The sequence below is a fragment of the Mucilaginibacter sp. OK268 genome, from assembly GCF_900103125.1.
Classification (GTDB): domain Bacteria; phylum Bacteroidota; class Bacteroidia; order Sphingobacteriales; family Sphingobacteriaceae; genus Mucilaginibacter.
Genome location: NZ_FNJV01000016.1, coordinates 14,398 through 34,016, shown reverse-complemented (window position 1 = coordinate 34,016; position 19,619 = coordinate 14,398). Strand labels below are relative to the sequence as shown.

The following is a 19,619-nucleotide window of genomic DNA, read 5'->3' as shown; positions in this document are numbered from 1 at the left end:
AAAGAAATAATCGTGAATAATCGCTCCGTCAGGAAAGATTTTTTAATCAGTTTAGTTTTTGTTACGAAAATTCCCTTTGGGCACGTCGGTATACTTAATGTTTAAAAAACGACAGATAGACCTGTTTTACGATATGGTACCCTGCAAAAGCAAAGAACAGGATAGCAATACCCGTATTGATGAAACGTGTACTCAACGCAAACTTATCCTGGATGTATTTAGCAAATTTGGCATAAAGAAACAGACAAAGGAACGCACCCGCAGCCGATCCAATGCTGAAGATGATCAAGGCGATCCTGCCATCCAGAATCCACTCATGGGTAATGAGGTAGGTGCCTGTCACCATCCAGAAAGGTACCTGCATGGGGTTCAAAAATCCCAGGAGTATACCGTATTTGATACTGGCATGTTCAGAGTAATGGGTTTCGGGTGGTTTATTACGGTTTACCCAGGTAATAGTACCCAAAACACCAAACAGGATCACCATTATCCAGTCGATAATAACGGTTAATTTTAACTCGCCCGATAGCCAGCGGGCGGCATGCATGATGAAGTAAGTAAAGAAAAACTCAACGCAGGAAAAAGCGATAATAAAACGTAGGGCCTCTTTCATCCCACGGTTCATGGTGATCTGTATCAGGGTTAGATTTATGTTTCCGGGGGGGATATAACCAATAAAATTGGCAATGATCCCGATAAAAAAGGTTAGGAATATCATTGCCGCAAAGATAAGTCGCAAATGTGCAAATTTCAAATGTGCAGATTATAGATGTGCAGATTTTTGCCCGCACCATGATAAGCACATTTAATCTATCATTTGCACATCAAATAAATCATCCGCACATTTACAACATGTCAACTGATAAAATAGTTTCCTTACTACCATCCGCTACCGAAATCATCTGTGCCCTGGGGCTAGAAGATAGTCTGGTAGGCCGCTCACATGAGTGCGATTATCCCGCATCCCTAAAACAATTGCCGGTTTGTACCGAAGCTAATTTTCCGGATAATTTAAGTAGCAATGAGATCGATGTAAAGGTAAAAGAGATCCTGGCCGATGCGCTATCGGTATATACGGTAAAACGCGAACAGATCAAAGAATTAGCGCCTGATGTAGTGATCACACAGGATCAATGCGAAGTTTGCGCTGTTTCCCTGGCCGACGTAGAGCTGGCGCTGGATGATTACCTGGAAAAAAAAGCCCGTATCATTTCGTTGCGGCCCAACAGCCTGGAAGATATCATGAATGATATTATTACTATAGCTAAAGCGTTGAATGTTCCTGAAGCTGGTGCTGAACTGGTAGAGAATTTGGTTGAACGTATAGATATCATCAAACATAAATTAAAATTCAGCGAAAGCCGGCCCACGGTAGCCTGCATTGAATGGCTCGACCCCATGATGATATCCGGCAACTGGGTACCCGGCCTGGTGAAAATTGCCGGAGGAACGCCTATATTGGTAGGGGAGGATGGCAAACATTCGTCCTATGTACAATGGGATGATATCCGCCTGCAGGATCCGGAATTTTTAGTGGTGATGCCCTGCGGTTTTTCTATTGAAAGAACCCTTAAAGAGATTGATATTTTAATGAGCCTGCCCGGTTTTACGGAACTTAAGGCTATCAAGAATAACCAGCTTTTTATCGTCGACGGTAACCAATACTTTAACCGCCCCGGTCCGCGTATTGTTGATTCTATCGAGATATTGGCCGAGATACTTCGCCCCAAGCAGTTTGCCTTTGGTTATGAAGGCGAAGGCTGGATCAGGTTTGGAGTATGATTTTTGGAGTAAGGATTTTGGGAACAAAGAGCAAGGACTTTTTCTTTTTTTGCTCTAAAAATCTTTGCTCCTTGCTCTCCTCGTCCTTGCTCTCAAAGTGCCTTCTTAAATTTTTTTAAAAAGTATAGCTAAAATTGAAATGTTAAATTATATTTACCATTCAATCTATTATCAATCACGGTTATACTATGCGCAAAATTATTACAACAATGCTGGTTGCTGCGTTTTTCATGAGCACAGCCTTTACCCTTCATCATGATATCAAGTTTAACGTTGCCGATCTGCGCATTACCTGGCAGGTGGTTGATAATAATTACCAGAACAAGAACCAGGCGCTTACTGCCTTGATCATCACCAACAGCGGGCACGAGGTATTGCCCGCTGCTGGCTGGAAGTTCTACTTTAACTCCGGTCGTGGTTTTGTAGAGCATACGGTAAGTAACAACGCCAAAATAAACCAGGTAAATGGCGACCTGTACAGCATCACCCCAACAGAAGGTTTTAAGGAACTGCAACCCGGTGCATCAACGCGGATTGAATATATTAATGACGACCCGGTAGTGAACGCCACCGATGCGCCCGAAGGTATTTACCTGGTTTGGGACGCGCAACCCGAAAAAGGATACTCCATCACCTCGTTTACCGTTGAGCCATACAAACCTACTTACCAGGGTTTGATCACTCCAGAAATTGTTTTCGGTCGAAATAAAAATATTGCCGATATCCCGGCCGACCAATTGCCAAAAGTTTTTCCTACACCCGCAAGCTACCAGGAAACAGGAGGTGCATTTACCCTGGATGATAAGATAAGTATTGTTGCCGATAAAGAGTTTGCAAAAGAAGCCGGTCAATTAAAGGCAGGCTTCAACCAATTGTTAGTCAGCCCGATTGTTGGTACATCCAAAACCTCGGTTATCAGTTTAACCAAAGTAAACGGACTGGCTCCGGAGGCTTATGAATTAAAGGTAACACCGCAGGGTATCACCATTAATGCTTCAACAAGTACCGGCGCTTTTTACGGTGTTCAGTCTTTAAGGTCGCTAATACCGGCTGTGGCATTTGCCAAAAAACAAAAATCGGTACAGATACCCGGGGTTGATGTAAAGGATGCTCCCCGTTTTGCCTATCGTGCCGTGATGCTGGATGTAGCCCGTAATTTTCAGCCTAAAAAACAGGTGTTAAAATTGCTGGAGGCCATGAGCCTGTATAAACTGAACGCCCTGCACCTGCATTTAACCGATGATGAAGGCTGGCGGTTGGAACTGCCATCGCTCCCTGAGCTAACTTCGGTTGGCGCTAAGCGTGGCCACACACTGGATAGTAAACATTTTTTACCCGCCTCGCATGGCTCTGGTCCGGATGTGAATAATACGGTGGGTACAGGATTTTACAGTCGTGCCGATTATATCGAAATATTAAGATACGCCACTGATCACCACATTGCAGTGATCCCCGAAATTGAAACACCCGGTCACGCCCGCGCGCCTATCAAAGCGATGGATGCCCGGTATGATCGCCTGATGGCCGAGGGCAAAAAAGCCGATGCTGAAAAATACCTGCTGCGCGATCTGAATGATAAATCAGAATACCGCTCGGTACAGTATTGGAACGATAACGTGATCGATGTATCATTGCCATCAACCTATAATTTTGTGTCAACAGTAGTGGATGACGTTGCTGCTTTATACAAAGAAGCTGGCGCACCGCTGCAAACTATCCATTTTGGTGGTGATGAAGTGCCTGCACACGTATGGGAAAAATCGCCTGCTTACCTGGCTTTAAAGGCAAGTCACCCGGAGATACAAAGTACCAATGATCTGTGGTATTACTTTTATGGCCGCGTGAACGATATACTAAAAGCCAAAGGTCTGTTGCTTTCCGGTTGGGAAGAAATGGCGCTGCGCAAAACCACGCTCGATGGCCGTCCGGCTTATGTACCCAATCCTGATTTTACCAAAGAGCACCTGCAAGCCGATGTATGGAACAACGTACTGGGTGGTGGACAAGAAGACCTGGCTTACCGTTTGGCTAATGCCGGTTATAAAGTAGTGCTTACATGCGTTACCAACCTGTACTTTGATATGGCCAACTATAAATCATTTGATGAACCGGGTTATTACTGGGGCGCGTTTTTAGGCATCGATAAATTTTACTCGTTTATCCCTTTTGACTATTTCAAAAATGCCGATGTGGATAAAAACGGTAACCCTATCCCTCAGTCGTTATTTATAGGCAAACAACGCCTAACAGATTATGGTAAAGGCAATATAGTAGGACTGCAAGGCGCGCTATGGGCCGAAACCGTAAAAAGTACCGAGCGTATGGATTATATGATATTCCCACGTTTATTGGCATTGGCCGAACGTGCTTGGGCCCCCGACCCACAATGGGCAACTGAAACCGATCCGGTTAAGGCAAAACAGAAATACGAAACGGCATGGTCGGGCTTTTTGAATGTTTTGGGTAAAAGAGAACTGCCACGTTTAAGTTATTACGAAGGCGGTTACAATTACCGTATCCCCAAACCAGGTATCAGTCTGCAGGATGGCAAATACCTGAGTAATATTGATTATCCAGGCTTAACCATCCGATATACTACTAACGGCAAAGATCCGGATGAGAAAAGCAAACCATATACCGGTCCGGTAAATTACACCGGTGGCGTGATCAAGTTCCGGGCCTTTGATGTGAAGGGCCGTGGCGGTAATGTAGCCGAAGGGGGTAACAATAGCTTGAATCCGTAAGGTTTTTTTGGGTCCATGGACGATGGTCCATAGTCCATAGTTTGCTTAAAGAGAAAAATTTGAATAATGAGAGACACATGTAATGTGTCTCTACAAAAAATGAAACGTAGAGACGCATCACATGCGTCTCTTTTTATTATGTAAGAAATACCATGGTCCATAGACTAAAACACTACCCCCATACCTACGGTATAATTCCGCAATGGCGATGCGTTATAGTAGCGGTTGCCTACGGCGTTCAGGTCGTTACCCAGGCTGTATTTTTCGTTCAGGATATTATCGGCACCGGCATAAATTTCCAGGTGTGTTTTATGGCCAATGGTAGGCTGCCAGCTTACTTTGGCCTGTAACAGGTTATAGCTTCCCGCATAAACGGTGTTGCCGTCATTCAGCGGGATTTTGGAAGTATAATTGTGCTGGGCAAATATTGATAGGTTGTACGGTACCCGCAATTGCAAGCTGCTCACAAAAACATTTTGCGGCACACCCGTAAGATTATTGCCCGAGTAACTGGCGCTGGTTACCGCATCTACATAACTCCTGAAAGTAAACTTACTATAGGTGTATGATTCATTAAACTGTAATCCGCGTACAAAGTGAGTATTGTTTGGCCGGATGAGCCAATCGGTAAATGATAGCTCAACACCAGGCTGATTGGTACCACCTGCATTGATGTAATGCTCGGTTTCGTTGGCATTTACACGGCGCACAATGGCATTGCTGATGCGATAGTAAAACGCAGCTACATCCAGGAACATCGTTTCGTCCTGATTGCGCAGGCGGAAACCGGTTTCGTAATTCCAGCCGGTTTGGGCTTGCAATGAGGTATTCACAATATTGTCGGTAGGGCGAACCTCGGCAGTGGTAGGGGTAGAGTAGCCCCGGCTTACGGATGCGCGCCAAATAAAATTATTGGTTACTTGATAACTCAAGGCAAGCCTCGGCATCAGCTGCGGACTAAAATTGCGATTGGTAAAATTGGTTTGGGCCAGCGGATAGATGTTCTTAAAATCATAGCCATACCAGTTCAGGCTCAGCGCAGCTTCCAAATGCAGGCGTTTATAAATATCCGCCGAGTAACGGGCAAATATAAAATGCTGGTTGGTGTGGATATAATCGCTGGTTTGGATGGTGTCTTTCACGCCCCTTTTATTGCCATAATTGCTAATCACAGAGTTGGTTTGCTGCCATTCCATCCCCAGGTTAACCTTCCAGTTAATATTTTCATGGGGTAAACCGGCCAGCTCAAAATAGGTGCGGAAACCAAAGGTGTTTTCGCCGCGCTGCTCATAGTTGGTGATAAATGGGTTGGCGAAATCAACATGATTGCCAAAAACCGACAATACGTTACGGATCCGATCGCTGAAATGATATTCATTCACCAAGCCGGTCAGGTACATAGTAGTACTGATACCGATATGTTGCTGTAGAGCCCCCGGGATGGTTGGTGTAGGTAGTCTGGCCTGGCGCGGGTCGGCAGTAAACTGGGCAAGGTTCAGTCCGCCGGGTGTTTGGTACGTAAGATCGGAGTATAAGCCTAAAAACCGTAACTCATTTTTACCGCTATAGTTCCATTTGTCTGCCACTTGTATATAATTGCGACTCATGTTACTGTTTTGCCGATAGCCCTGGTAGGCCTGGTAGCTTTGGTTAATGCTCAACAGGTTTTTACCAAATTGCTGCTGTATATTGGCTTTCTCATGAAAAAGTCCGTATGACCCTGTATTGATACCGATGGATCTGTAACTCGTATCGGCATAACGATTTACCGGGCTTAACAAAACCACACCACCAGAGTTGGCGCCAAACAAGCTGCCATCGGGGCCTTTCAATATTTCTATGCCGGGTACACTGGCAATATCTACCGAGTTTAAATAGGTGTTGCCGCCGGCATCGGTAAGCGGAATCTCATCAAAATAAATTTTTACATCCCGCACCCCAAATGGCGACCGCAGTAAACTACCCCTGATCGACAAACGATAACTACCCGGTGAACGCTCTTCCGCCCGAACACCTGGTACGGTATTTAATGCGCTCACAAAAGAGTTATCAGGTTGTAGCTTTAACTGTGCCGCTCCAAGCACGCTTACCGAAGCGGGTACACTCAGTACTGGCTGCTCGCTCAGGTAACCTTTAACCGTAACGGCTTGCAGGTGTGTGGTATCCCTTTTTGATGCGGTTTTTGAAGTTTGTGCAATGGCATTTGCCGCGACAATAAAACTGAAAAATAAGGTGGTATAAGTTTTTAACATAGATAAACAGGTAGAACCCAAAAATATGTGTTTTAACCTGTAAAACCATGTAACAGAATTAAAACAATATACAATAATTAAACATGTCATTGCGTAGCGTGGCAATCTCCTCACGTTCTCATGAATAGGAATAGCTACGAGATTGCTTCGTCGTTCCTCCTCGCAATGACATGAAATAAGTTTCGAATCTCGCTATTCCCCCCGCAGTCGCTCGGCTCCAGCCGAGTGACCATTATTACCCGGCCTCTGGCCGATGTGAAAAACAGTGTTAATATTCGAATCGCAGGCCAGAGGCCTGCAAATAGTCGTCACTCGGCGGGAGCCGAGCGACTGCGAAAGCACTTGGGGCCTGTCAGTCTGAGCTTGTCGAAGACTTGCGAGCAGAGGCCTATCCACCATGCTTCGACGGCGCTCAGCATGACATCCGTTTTTGCCGATGGTCTACAAATTACACCAATACGTCCATTTCACAACCAACTGCCGGTTCTTGACCATAAAGGGCGAAGGCGTGTTGTTATCGCCGTAAACAATAAAAAAGTCGGATGCCGGTTTGTAGCGCCATTGCATGCGGATGTTGGTGTTGATATTACGGATCTGTCCGTTGTATTGTATGTAAGTGGTAAAATAAAGCTTGTTGCTTACCGTAATATCTGTACGCGGACCGATGAGCCAGAAACTGGTATTGCCATAAGGCTGTTCCATCCGCAGATCGTTAAAAGAGCTGTTAACCGCGATGTTCACATAAGGCTGAAAACGGTAACCAAGCTGCATGGTGATGGTAGTTTTATGACCGTTTTGATAATAGCCGCCATAAGCAGTTTCGGCCAGGTAAGTGAACAGTGCTTGCGGTTTGGATACAAATTGTGCGTCGATGGTGTTCCAATGGTTTTCTGTGCCTATGGGCAACAGCGGCTTGCCGGTGTTGGTAGGATCGAAAGGTACCAGCAGCTTGATATAATCATTAATGGCGGATAGCGTAAAGGTACTGCGATTGCGCAGGGTGATGAGATAGGAGAGCGTGCTTTCATTATCGGTGCGTTTAAAATGCTCATCGAAATAATAGTTAGATACCAACTGTACACCATGACTCAATATCCCACCTGCTTTTGGAAAGAAATTACGTAGCAACAGGGGACTGATCTTGTTATAGCCCGTCCGTGGTACATAACCCACACCGGCGGTGTAGTTTTTACCCACATATTCATCCTGTAGATAAGCCGTCCAGTATTTACTCAGATATTGGAGGTGACCGGCGGCTACGATATCATGACCTTTCAGCCCCGGTGTAAATGATTTGATGCCCAATAGTTTGCCCGTCAGTAAATTATTGGACGATGCCAGGTTAAATTCCATACCCACGTTGCGGTTGTATTGCGTGCCCGGTGTGGCTGTGCCTGTAGCATCCTTATTGATAAACATAAAACCGATGTTGGAGCGGGCGAATACACGGCGCTGCAGGGTAAGTACGCCATAATTTTGAGCGGGTGAAGCTGCTGCATCTGCCTCGCCGGTTTGTATATCCATGAGGCCCACGCGCCAGTCTTTATCAATTTTGCCGGTGAGCCTGGTACCAAAGCGGATGGGCGCATTAAGCCCGATACGGCGCGAAAAAAATGGTCGTATATCAGCGTATCCAAAGTTGGCGAAGAGATCGCCGTTCTCTAAAAAGAATTGCCGTTTTTCTGGAAAGAACAGCTCATAGCGGTTCAGGTTAACTACCTGCTGGTCCACATCCACCTGCGAAAAATCGGGATTTACGGTCAGGTCCAGGTTAAGGGATGAGGTAAGACCTATCTTGGCATCACCGCCTATCTCTTTTTTCCAGGTGGTACCAGTTTTGGCCTGATAATCTTTAGATACACCAGCCAGGGCGTAAGGGATAAGGGAAATATTAGTACCAGCCTCGGGTGGAGGCTCGTCCCAAACCAATGACCCGGTATAGGCCAGCGAAGCGGTCGGGAACTGCCGCGGCACAGGTGCCCAGCTTGATTTTTCGGTGGTTTTAAGGTCGTTACGACTAAAATTGATACCCCAAACATCTACACCCTTTTTATACCGGATGCTTTTGAAAGGGATGGATGCTTCAAACACCCAACGATCAGGATAGTTTTTTACAACAGATACCCATTTATTATCCCAACTCAGGTCGACCTTGCCGCCTTCGTACATGCTGCCGTCCCATTGGGCTCCGGCAGCATTAGATCCAAAACTGAAGCCATCGGTGCGGGCATCAAAAGGGTCAAGGAAGAATATAAAATTGTCGTTTTTGAGAAAGGCAAAATCCCGCTTCATTGATTCCACCATGTATTGTCCCGTTCCCCGGGTATAACAGGTGGCAATAATGTAAATGTAGTTATTGTCATAGGTCATCCGTACCTGGGTTTGTAAGGTGGCTTTGCTGGTATCCATGGGCAGCACCATAAAAAAGCTGCTGGTGGAGTCGGCCTTGTACCAGGCATCATCCATCATCCCGTCAATAACTATCGGCCCGGTTGCCTTACGGATGTGGTATTGATAGGCGGCATTCTTTTTTTGTGCCGATGCCGTAAAAGCAAACAGGCAAAATACCATCAGCATTAATGTTTTTCCTGGTGATAAAGGACGGATAAAATTCAAAATTAATGCTTTGTATAGGTTTTATTAAATCGATTTACTTAGATGCGGTAAGTTAGCGATTTACGGTGTTTTGAAAAAATTAATTAACAGGTTACCCGAATTTATTTCTGGATCCCACATGCATGGCTCCGGTCGGTTGTCTTCGTACCTCGCAATGACGCGCAAAAAGTAATCCCCTCTTTCCGCTGAAGGCGAAGAGAGAGGATCCAGTGAAGCGCAGATCGGGTGAGTCGGTTCTGCGGTCGATGTTTACAGGTAGGAATAACTTTATTTATCTAAATATGTCTTCATTACAAATTCACCACCAATGCTTTCCCTGCATATTTAACCATCTTATCGGCTTTGTCGGTTACCTCCACATTGGCTCCGTGGCTGCCTTTCACCAGCACAATATTAAAGGTGCGGCTTTTTAACATTCCGGGGAATTTGCCCTTGGTATCGGATATCGTGAGTTTGCGGGTTTTGTCGTTCCAGTTGAGGTTGAAAGTTGTGTATTGGCCTTTCTCGTAATTGTAGTTATCGTTCTCGTCCTCATAAAATTTAAACGAGCCATCGGCGCCGGGGTAAATGCGCAGTTCGATATGATCGGCCGGTTTTTCGGTGGCGTATTCCATATGCGGCCCCATTGGGATGATGGAACCTGCTTTTACATAAAGCGGCAGTATATCAATCGGCGCGGCCGCGCTGATGGTTTGTCCGCCGTCTAGCAGTTCGCCAGTCCAGAAATCGTACCATTTACTGGCGGCAGGCAAATATACCTGGCGGGCCTTGGCTTTTCTGTCGGCATCAGCCGATGTATAAAGCTGCTCGGTAACCGGGTTCACCATAAATGCCGGACCGAACATATACTGATCGGGTATGCCATAAACCTTACTATCGTCTCTGAAATCAAAAGCCAGGGAACGCATGATGGTATAATTATCGGTAGTAACGCGACCAGCAAGCGAGTAGATATAAGGCAGCAGGCGGTAACGCAACTTATCAAAGTTCAGCAGGATAGCTTTGGTTTTATCATCCCAGTTTTTGCTGAACAATGCTCGTTCGCCTTTACCATGTACACGGAAGATAGGGCAAAATGTACCAAACTGGAACCAGCGGGTAAACAGCTCGCGCTTATCGGGTTGCGACCAATCAGCAGCTTTCCAGTGAAAATGATAACCACCAATGTCTGATGTCCAGTAAGGGATGCCCGATACGCCGGTGTTGATACCCTGAGGCACCTGGTTCTTAAAGTCCTTAAAAGTACACTCAATATCACCTGACCATAAGGTTGAAGCATTACGCTGTTCCCCGGCAAAGGATTGCCTTACCAGGAAGAAAGCGCGTTTGCCCGGAATATCCCTGCGCCAGCCTTCGTAAACCCCCTTGGTATGCTGTAAGGAGTAAGTATTAAAATAATCGATCCCTTTACCAATACTAAAATTGCTTTGGCGGCGGGCATCCTGCAAAGCGCCATTATCCGGCTCGCACTGGTCTATCCACCAGGCATCCCAACCATAGCGTTTGATGAGGCTGTCGCGGGCCTGGTCCCAGTATAGCTCACGGGCTTTGGGGTTGTGGGCATCGTAATAGGTATCAAAAGTGTGGGTGACTACGTTGTCCCAGGTAATATCGGTCAATCCCCCCATTTTTTGCAGGGCATCATAATTAGGTGTGCCTTTGCCAAATACCGGCCATATGGAGATCATGGCATGCAGATTGGCCTTGTGCAACTCATCGATCAGTTGCTGCGGATGCGGGTAACGCTCCGGTTTCATCACGTGCGAACCAATAGGCAGCGGATCCCAGTAATACCAGTCCTGTACCAGTACATCAACCGGGATATGGTTGTTTCGGTAATTATCTTTAACGCTGATAATCTCGTCCTCGCTCATGTACCTGTCCTGCGACTGGAACAAGCCGAAAGCCCATTTACCAAACATGGGCGCCTTGCCCGTAGCGGTACGGTAAGCATCGATAATATGATCAAAGCCCGGGCCGTAGAAAAAGTAATAATCAACCTGTTTACCACTTTCGGATACGTATTTGAATTTGGTATTATCGGCCTCGGCGCCATAAAAGTTTGATGCAGAGTAGTTATCCCACATCAGGCCATAACCTTTGGTTGATAGCAGTACGGGAATAGCGCCGGTAAGATATTTGATAAGCAGATCCTGGTTGCGGCCCTTGTAATTGATAGATAAGGAATCCAACGGATGGCAGCCCAGCCCAAACAAGCCCTCGTTTTGTGGTGAAACAAACTGGGTACTGATGGTATTGGTACTGATGCCAGCGACAGTTGCCGGGGTAATGGTTTTGTTTTCGCTGTCTTCGGCGGTAATGATATTGCCTTTCAGGTCGGTATAGGTGATAGCATTGGTGGCCTTGTTTACCCTGATTTTTAATTTAGCGGTGGTAATAGTTACTTCAATTTTATTTTCCGCCACCTGGTAAAGGGTAGGGGTTTTCCAGCTATTGTTGACCACCAGGGATGGTTTGGTTTCAAAAGCATTGAATATGGTGTACTTGATCTCAATAATATCAGCCCGGCGCACCAGCACTTTCAGCAGACCTTTATCCAGGGAAAAAGTAACGCCATCCGCGGCTTTTTTGTACGATTTAACAACTGCCAAAGCAGATGTTGTAACGCCGCAGAGAGCGAGTGATATTATTATCGCAATCGATTGTATTTTTTTAGCAAGGGAATGATGTAAGGGTTTAAGCATATTGAACATCAGTTTATTGGTTTATAATGAGTGTGAGAGTAACACTTGTTTTGATGTTGTGAATATAGAATAGTTTTTTGAAATTAAAAAAGGAAATATTTTCAATGCTGCACCGTTTTGCCAAACAGTTTTTCTCCCGCTTCAACGGCTATAGTCAGGCGGTTGCCATCTGGTGGTTTGGGACAAGAATATCCGGCGCTGAAGGCACAGTAGGGGTTATAAGCTTTATTAAAATCGATCATGACACTGCCATCTTTAAAATCACCTGTGCGCAGGTCAATATAGCGGCCGCCACCGTAGGTAGTAGTGCCATTGGTATCATCAATAAAAGGCAGAAACAGGTAATCACTGTACCCGGGAACATTGGCTAGCCTGGTGTTTTTGTATACTGTCAACTCCAAAGGTTTACCCTTGAGCGTAAATTTTAATATGGCGTATGGAGTGTATTCGCTACCCGTACCGCTGAATACCGGCATAATAAAAGCCTGCGCGTTCACCTGTACTGTGGCCTGCGCGGTAACGCGGTAAGTACTGTCGGCATCATAGAAACGTAAGAACTGGAGATCATCCTTTTTTAGGGGCGAGTGGGCGTCTTTTAGAAAATCGTCCATATAACCTTTACGGTAATCGGCTATCTGCTTTTTAAAATCCTGGCCGAAAGAGTTTAGACCGGTTAGCATCAGCAGGATAAGGAAGTACTTTGTCATGACGGGTAAAGTTTGAGCCAATATATGTAAAAAAATAAAGCGGAGTATTGACTCGGTCATAGCCTTAACCCTTTCCCTTCACGCGTCATTGCGAGGCACGAAGCAATCCCTGACTTTACAGGGGCGCTCTGTATAGCATAGAGATTGCTTCGTGCCTCGCAATGACGCGCGGAGAAAATTTCCCCACCCTCTTTTCCGCGACGCCGAAGAGAGAGCCGCACAGTGAAGGAGTCGAAATAAATTTATTTTATCTCTACCTAAAACGATTTACAGAAATTTATATTTGCTTATTGAACCCTCAATATACCAATTATACTTATGGACAATAAACCGCTAAGAAGCAGAGGCTGGTTTGGCAAAACAGGCAAGGACGGATTTATTTACCGGGCCTGGATGAAAAATCAGGGTATCCCGGCACATCAGCTGCAGGGTAAGCCGGTTATCGGCATTTGCAATACCTGGTCGGAGCTTACACCTTGTAACGCCCATTTTCGTGAACTGGCCGAATCTGTAAAAAATGGTATTTATGAAGCGGGCGGCTACCCGGTGGAGTTCCCGGTAATGTCATTGGGCGAAACGCTCATCAAGCCCACGGCCATGCTGTACCGCAATCTGGTGAGTATGGATGTGGAAGAATCTATTCGCGCTAATCCGCTTGATGGCGTGGTGCTGCTTTGCGGTTGCGATAAAACTACGCCCGCGCTCATTATGGGCGCCTGTAGTGTGGATATCCCTACTATTGTGGTATCGGGCGGTGCTATGCTGACCGGTAAATACCGCGGGCACGACATCGGTACCTCAGATATCTGGCGTTTTTCCGAAGATCATCGTGCCGGTCATATGAGCGATGAGGAGCTGTATACCGCCGAAGCCTGTATGGCCCGCAGTCGTGGCCATTGTGCGGTGATGGGTACGGCCTCAACCATGGCTTGTATGGTGGAGTCGCTAGGTTTGTCACTGGCAGAGAACGCCGCCATTCCGGCAGCTGATTCGCGCAGAAAAGTACTGGCCCACTTATCGGGTAACCGTATTGTGGAGATGGTTCGGGAAGATCTGAAACTATCAGATATACTCACCCGCCCGGCTTTTGAAAATGCCATCAGCGTAAACGCGGCCATCGGCGGTTCAACCAATTTTATTATCCATTTGCTGGCCATAGCGGCACGCATTGGGGTTGAGCTCAATATGGACGATTTTAATACTACCGCCAAACGTATCCCACTGCTGGCCAACCTGCAGCCATCGGGCAAATATTTTATGGAGGATTTTTATTATGCCGGCGGATTGCCTGCCCTCATGAAAGAACTGCATGAAGTATTGCACGGCGATACCATAACCGTAACCGGCAAACCCATCAAGGATAACTATGAACACAGCGAATGTTTTAACCGCGAGCTGATAGCCAGCTGGAAAAAACCATTTAACGAAGTAGCAGGCATCGTAGTGCTGAAGGGCAACTTGTGCGAAAACGGCGCGGTCATGAAACCATCGGCGGCAAGTACCGAGTTGATGATCCATACGGGCAGGGCTATCGTGTTTGAAGATATTGAGGACTACAAAAATAAAATCAACGATCCCAACCTCGAGGTTGATGAAACCAACGTGCTGGTGCTCAAAAATGTAGGCCCCAAAGGCTATCCCGGTATGCCCGAGGTAGGCAATATGGCCATCCCCAAAAAACTGCTGGATAAAGGTGTGCGTGACATGGTACGGATCTCGGACGGGCGCATGAGCGGTACCGGCTTCGGCACGGTAGTGCTGCACGTATCGCCCGAAGCCGCTGTAGGCGGCACACTCGCCATTGTACAGGATGGCGATATCATTAGCCTGGATGTTTATGCAGGCACATTACATCTGGACGTAAGCGACCAGGAAATTGCCGCCCGTAAAGAGCGGCTGGTATTGCATACCAACATCGCTAAACGGGGTTATGTACATCTGTACCAAACCCATGTGGAGCAGGCTCATCTCGGTGCCGACTTTGACTTTTTAAAAGGCGGATCAGGCAGCGAGGTAGTGAGGGACTCTCATTGATTAATTAGTGAATTATTGATTGGGTGAGGAAATAAATAAAAAGGGTAGGGTAAGTGCGAATCCCCTCCTGAGAGGGGGGAGGGGGCAAGTCGCAGAACACACCCCTGCAACAACGCTTCCCCTCTCAAGAGGGGAATTGGAAATAAGAATTGATTATGAACCCAAATATGACATCAAATAATTTTACCGGGCAGGTAGCCATTGTAACGGGAGCAGGGCAGGGCATTGGTTTTGAAATTGCCAAGCAAATATCCCTGCAGGGTGCGGCAGTATTGATCAATGATGTGAGCCCGGAACTGGCCGCCAACGCTGCGGAGACCATCAACAGACTTGGCGGTAACTGTATTGATCTGGCCGGCGATGCTGCTGATATTGATTTTATACAGCAAATGGTTGATACCGCCATAACGCAGTTTGGCAAATTGACCATAGCCATAGCCAACGCGGGCATCACCCTGTTTGGCAGTTTCCTGGATTACCCGGCACAATCATTGCAAAGTGTCATGAACCTGAATTTGCAGGGCAGTTTTTTCCTGGCGCAGCGTACTGCTAAACAGATCATCAAACAAAAAAGCGGAGGGAGTATCCTGTTTATGTCGTCGGTAACGGGACACCAGGCGCATCAGGATCTGGCTGCTTACGGCATGACCAAAGCCGGACTCGAGATGCTGGCCAAAAGTTTGGTCGTGGAATTGTCGCCTTATCATATTACCGTAAATACCGTAGCCCCCGGCGCCACCTTAACCGAGCGCACCATGGAGGATGTCAGCTATAAAGATACCTGGTCGCGCATTACACCTATGGGCCGGCCGGGCACCGTGCAGGATGTAGCTAATGCCGTACTATTCCTGGTATCGCCGCAGGCCACACAGATCACCGGGCAAAATATTGTAGTTGATGGTGGCTGGTCGGCGGTTAGCGCATCACCTTATTAATTGGTGAGTGGTGAATAGGGAGTGGTGAGTAGTTATTTATATGTTAAGATTTTGATCATTAATATGATGGTCTGTTGGTGACGAATTATCATTCGTAAATCAACCACTCTCTATTCACTACTCTCCACTCACAATTCATTCGAACACTGCTCTTAGTTTGGTCCATTCGGGGTGGCGTTTCAGGTAGGCCTGTATGTAAGCGCATAAGGGTACCATTTTCAGGTTATGCTGCTCCAGGTATACAAAGGCTTTTTCAACCAGTGCCGCGGCAATACCCTGGCCTTCCATTTCCTCGGGCACTTCGGTGTGTATCAGGTATACCACATCACCTCGTAGCTTATAATCAATAAAAGAGCTGGTGCCATCAACCGTGAGTTCAAAATGATGTATGGCCTCGTTATTTATTAATGGAATATCTTCGTACTTCATGTTTATTGAGTATTATTTAAATAATTTAAATACATCGTCTGTTTTGGTAACATAAATATCCTTATTTCATCTAAGTTAATTTACGAACAAGCTTTGATACCGTAATAATAAACAACTTTAATGAATAATATTTTATGCGCCATTCAATAAACGGGCCGGGAATACGTTTGGTACAGGGACTATACAGGAAAACTAAAAGGAGTTAGCAAGTTGTTCATTTCTTTAAAAATTTAATTAGTTTTGATTTGTATTTATATATTTATAACAATACCTTAAAGCGATTTGGACCTTCCCAGAAAATGAAAGCCATTGTGAAACAAAATAAGCACATATTACTACAGCTTGCGCTTTTGTTTTTTGTTACAGGCGGCTGGGCGCAGGTAAGTCATCCGCATACTAAAACTAAGGTTAAAAAGAAACCAATACCCACATTGGTTAAGCCTGCAGTACAGGGAAGCCAGCAATTTAAAGAGTTTTTGCAGCTATTGGCACAGGCCAGCGCCACGTTCACGTTCCCAAAAGGTTTTAAAGAAATACCAGCTACCAACAACGAGGATTTTTCTTTTGATTATGCTATGGAAATGCCCGGGAAGGGCTTTGAAGTATGGTTCCAGGTAAAATCACAAAAAGAAAACTGGGCCAGTTATGAACGGTCGCAGAATGATAAAGGCCGTCAGTTGGCCAATCCCGATTCCTTGTACGTAGAGATGGGCAAGGCACATGCTATAGCCTTTACCGGCGATAATAATTATTTTATACGTAACATGCCGCAAAATGTGCTCGACCGTTACAATGCCGATGCCGGTAAATCATACTTGCTTAATCTGCTCGACCTGCCTGCCACCAAACATTATAAATACGCGCTGCTCATTACCCTGCAGCGCAACCATACCGGCATCATTTTAATGGTTTGCTTTGCTAACGAAAAAGATCCCGAGTTTTTTAAGAATATCGATAAAGCCGGTAACAGCCTGAAGTTTAAAATGTAAAGGAATAGTCCCGGAAGTATTGTCATTTCGAACGAGGTACGAGGAGAAATCTTCTTCGATATATAGTTGAAACTTTTTACGCTGCAGAAGATTTCTCTTTCGCTCCTGCGCTCAATCCCATCCAGCTCTATCGAAATGACATATGTACATAAAACCAAACCCTCTTTGCGGCGGAGCCGAAGCGATGTCGGGTGAGTTAAAACCACCACAAATGTTAATAAGTTGACAGTTTTGAATCCTAAGTTCGGGACTTAAACCATATTTTTGCAGCTAAGTGCATTTTTTGCACTGGTTTAAAAAATCTACTTTATAAATGGCAGACGCAGTTAATTATAGTGAAGATAGTATCCGCTCGCTGGATTGGAAAGAACACATCCGTTTACGCCCTGGTATGTACATCGGTAAACTGGGCGATGGCTCGGCTTATGACGATGGTGTGTACGTATTGCTCAAAGAGATCATCGATAACTCGATTGATGAGTTTGTGATGGGATCGGGCAAAACCATTGAGGTAAGCATGAGCGATCATAAAGTATCCGTACGTGATTATGGCAGGGGTATACCCCTGGGCAAGGTGATCGATTGCGTATCCAAGATCAATACCGGTGGTAAATACGATAGCAAAGCCTTCCAGAAATCGGTAGGTTTAAATGGTGTAGGTACCAAGGCGGTTAACGCGCTATCCAATGTATTCATTGTACAATCATACCGCGATGGCCGCACCAAACAGGCCGAGTTTGCCAAAGGCGAACTGATCCGTGATGAGGCTGAAAAGGAAACTACCCAGCGCAACGGTACCGCCATTAATTTTACACCCGACGATACCATTTTCCGTCATTACCGCTTTATACCGGAGTTTGTGGAAAGCATGATCTGGAATTACGTGTTCCTCAACTCGGGCTTAACGCTCAATTTTAACGGTCAAAAATATTTTTCGGAACGCGGACTGTATGATCTGCTTACCCGCAATACCGATGTGGAAACACTGCGCTATCCCATCATTCACCTTAAAGGCGAAGACATTGAGATAGCCATGACCCACGGCCAGGCCTACGGTGAAGAATATTACTCCTTTGTGAACGGACAAAATACCACACAGGGCGGTACGCACCAGGCAGCTTTTCGCGAGGCCGTAGTAAAAACCGTACGCGAGTTTTACAAAAAGGAATTTGACGCTGCGGATATCCGGGCTTCTATCGTAGCGGCTATCGCCATCAAAGTACAGGAGCCGGTGTTTGAATCGCAGACCAAAACCAAACTGGGTTCGCAAAATATTGGTCCCGAAGGGCCATCTGTGCGTGGATTTATCAATGATTTCCTGAAAAAGGAACTGGATAATTACCTGCATAAAAACCCTGCCGCGGCCGATTCATTGCTGAAACGTATCCTGCAATCGGAACGTGAGCGTAAGGATATTGCCGGTATCAAAAAACTGGCCAATGAACGCGCCAAAAAAGCATCCTTACATAACCGTAAACTGCGCGATTGTAAGCTTCATTTTGAAGATACGCACGAACGCCGCCAGGATACCACGCTGTTTATCACCGAAGGTGACTCGGCCAGCGGATCCATCACCAAATCGCGCGATGTACAAACCCAGGCCGTATTCAGCTTAAAAGGTAAGCCGCTAAACTGTTACGGACTAACCAAAAAGGTGGTTTACGAAAATGAAGAATTTAACCTGCTGCAGCACGCCCTGAACATTGAGGACGGTATCGACGGCCTGCGTTATAACAATATTGTGATAGCTACCGATGCCGATGTGGATGGTATGCACATCCGCCTGCTGCTGATGACCTTCTTTTTGCAATTTTTCCCCGACCTGGTGAAGGCCGGTCACGTATCCATACTGCAAACGCCATTGTTTAGGGTGCGCAACAAAAAGGAAACTATTTATTGCTACAGCGACGAGGAACGCCGCAACGCCATTGCCAAACTGGGCAACAAACCCGAGATAACCCGCTTTAAAGGTTTGGGTGAAATATCGCCCGAGGAATTTGGTTTGTTCATTGGCAAGGATATCCGCCTTGACCCGGTGATCCTGAAAGATGCCAACATCAAAGGCTTGCTGGAATATTTTATGGGTAAAAATACGCCGACCCGTCAGCTGCACATCGTTAACAACCTGCGTGTTGAAAAGGACGACGAAAGTATCAACCCGCTGGTAGCAGAAGAAGCCGAAACCCTGGCCCTGCCAGTAGCCGTGTAAACTTAGCCGAACGATATAATTTTGTAAGAGACGCATGTAATGCGTCTCTTTTGCTTGTCATGCGGATGGTTGAAGCATCTTCTTGGATAAGCATGGAGATAGATCCTTCGCTCCGCTCAGGACGACAAACATTTGCGGGCGATATTGACATAATCAGCTATGTCATCCTGAACTTGTTTCAGGATCCCTCAGGACATTTAACCACCCCGTTGTACAC

Annotated in this window: 12 protein-coding genes; 6 read left to right on the top strand and 6 right to left on the bottom strand. The window is 46.0% G+C overall.

All coding sequences use genetic code 11. The features are described from left to right. Positions 1-94: 94 nt before the first annotated feature. Positions 95-718 (bottom strand): LysE family transporter, encoded by a 624-nt coding sequence (locus BLR84_RS29310; RefSeq protein WP_090473818.1) that lies wholly within the window; start codon positions 716-718, stop codon positions 95-97. 134 nt (positions 719-852) lie between these two features. On the opposite strand from BLR84_RS29310, the gene BLR84_RS29305 reads away from it, so the two are divergent. Together BLR84_RS29305 and BLR84_RS29300 are read left to right on the top strand one after the other, a co-directional pair. After that, entirely contained in the window at positions 853-1,782 is a 930-nt protein-coding gene (locus tag BLR84_RS29305; protein ID WP_090473853.1) for a cobalamin-binding protein, read from the top strand. 188 nt (positions 1,783-1,970) lie between these two features. After that, positions 1,971-4,526, top strand: a complete 2,556-nt coding sequence (locus BLR84_RS29300) for a family 20 glycosylhydrolase (protein WP_090473817.1) — start codon at positions 1,971-1,973, stop codon at positions 4,524-4,526. A 164-nt stretch (positions 4,527-4,690) separates the two neighbouring features. Here the strand turns inward: BLR84_RS29300 and BLR84_RS29295 are convergent, their stop codons facing one another. From BLR84_RS29295 to BLR84_RS29280, 4 genes are all read right to left on the bottom strand, one after another. Further along, positions 4,691-6,778, bottom strand: a complete 2,088-nt coding sequence (locus tag BLR84_RS29295; RefSeq protein WP_090473816.1) for a TonB-dependent receptor — start codon at positions 6,776-6,778, stop codon at positions 4,691-4,693. A 441-nt stretch (positions 6,779-7,219) separates the two neighbouring features. After that, positions 7,220-9,394, bottom strand: coding sequence for a carbohydrate binding family 9 domain-containing protein (locus BLR84_RS29290; RefSeq protein ID WP_218128526.1), 2,175 nt, complete (start codon positions 9,392-9,394; stop codon positions 7,220-7,222). Positions 9,395-9,684: 290 nt separating this feature from the next. Continuing rightward, positions 9,685-12,006, bottom strand: coding sequence for a glycoside hydrolase family 31 protein (locus tag BLR84_RS29285; protein WP_176852191.1), 2,322 nt, complete (start codon positions 12,004-12,006; stop codon positions 9,685-9,687). Between the two features lie 194 nt (positions 12,007-12,200). Then, on the bottom strand, positions 12,201-12,806 hold the full coding sequence (locus tag BLR84_RS29280) for a DUF1684 domain-containing protein (RefSeq protein ID WP_090473813.1): 606 nt from the start codon (positions 12,804-12,806) through the stop codon (positions 12,201-12,203). 318 nt (positions 12,807-13,124) lie between these two features. On the opposite strand from BLR84_RS29280, the gene BLR84_RS29275 reads away from it, so the two are divergent. Both BLR84_RS29275 and BLR84_RS29270 read left to right on the top strand, forming a co-directional pair. After that, positions 13,125-14,840, top strand: coding sequence for an IlvD/Edd family dehydratase (locus BLR84_RS29275; protein WP_090473812.1), 1,716 nt, complete (start codon positions 13,125-13,127; stop codon positions 14,838-14,840). Positions 14,841-15,007: 167 nt separating this feature from the next. Further along, on the top strand, positions 15,008-15,775 hold the full coding sequence (locus tag BLR84_RS29270) for an SDR family NAD(P)-dependent oxidoreductase (RefSeq protein WP_090473811.1): 768 nt from the start codon (positions 15,008-15,010) through the stop codon (positions 15,773-15,775). Positions 15,776-15,910: 135 nt separating this feature from the next. Here BLR84_RS29270 and BLR84_RS29265 read toward each other — a convergent pair whose 3' ends face one another. Then, positions 15,911-16,204: a GNAT family N-acetyltransferase gene (locus BLR84_RS29265; RefSeq protein WP_090473810.1), complete on the bottom strand. Its 294-nt coding sequence runs from the start codon at positions 16,202-16,204 to the stop codon at positions 15,911-15,913. 299 nt (positions 16,205-16,503) lie between these two features. Between BLR84_RS29265 and BLR84_RS29260 the strand changes: the two genes are divergently transcribed. Then, a complete protein-coding gene (locus tag BLR84_RS29260) occupies positions 16,504-17,193 on the top strand; it encodes a hypothetical protein (RefSeq protein WP_090473809.1) in 690 nt (229 codons plus the stop codon). A 313-nt stretch (positions 17,194-17,506) separates the two neighbouring features. Next, positions 17,507-19,402 carry a DNA topoisomerase IV subunit B gene (locus BLR84_RS29255; RefSeq protein WP_090473808.1) on the top strand — a complete coding sequence of 632 codons (1,896 nt, stop codon included), beginning with the start codon at positions 17,507-17,509 and terminating at the stop codon, positions 19,400-19,402. Positions 19,403-19,619 lie beyond the last annotated feature (217 nt).

Excerpts from the sequence above, each read along its gene's own strand:
- BLR84_RS29310 (WP_090473818.1), bottom strand. The coding sequence starts at position 718 with ATGATATTCCTAACCTTTTTTATCGGGATCATTGCCAATTTTATTGGT.
- BLR84_RS29305 (WP_090473853.1), top strand. The coding sequence starts at position 853 with ATGTCAACTGATAAAATAGTTTCCTTACTACCATCCGCTACCGAAATC.
- BLR84_RS29300 (WP_090473817.1), top strand. The coding sequence starts at position 1,971 with ATGCGCAAAATTATTACAACAATGCTGGTTGCTGCGTTTTTCATGAGC.
- BLR84_RS29295 (WP_090473816.1), bottom strand. The coding sequence starts at position 6,778 with ATGTTAAAAACTTATACCACCTTATTTTTCAGTTTTATTGTCGCGGCA.
- BLR84_RS29280 (WP_090473813.1), bottom strand. The coding sequence starts at position 12,806 with ATGACAAAGTACTTCCTTATCCTGCTGATGCTAACCGGTCTAAACTCT.
- BLR84_RS29275 (WP_090473812.1), top strand. The coding sequence starts at position 13,125 with ATGGACAATAAACCGCTAAGAAGCAGAGGCTGGTTTGGCAAAACAGGC.
- BLR84_RS29270 (WP_090473811.1), top strand. The coding sequence starts at position 15,008 with ATGACATCAAATAATTTTACCGGGCAGGTAGCCATTGTAACGGGAGCA.
- BLR84_RS29265 (WP_090473810.1), bottom strand. The coding sequence starts at position 16,204 with ATGAAGTACGAAGATATTCCATTAATAAATAACGAGGCCATACATCAT.
- BLR84_RS29260 (WP_090473809.1), top strand. The coding sequence starts at position 16,504 with ATGAAAGCCATTGTGAAACAAAATAAGCACATATTACTACAGCTTGCG.
- BLR84_RS29255 (WP_090473808.1), top strand. The coding sequence starts at position 17,507 with ATGGCAGACGCAGTTAATTATAGTGAAGATAGTATCCGCTCGCTGGAT.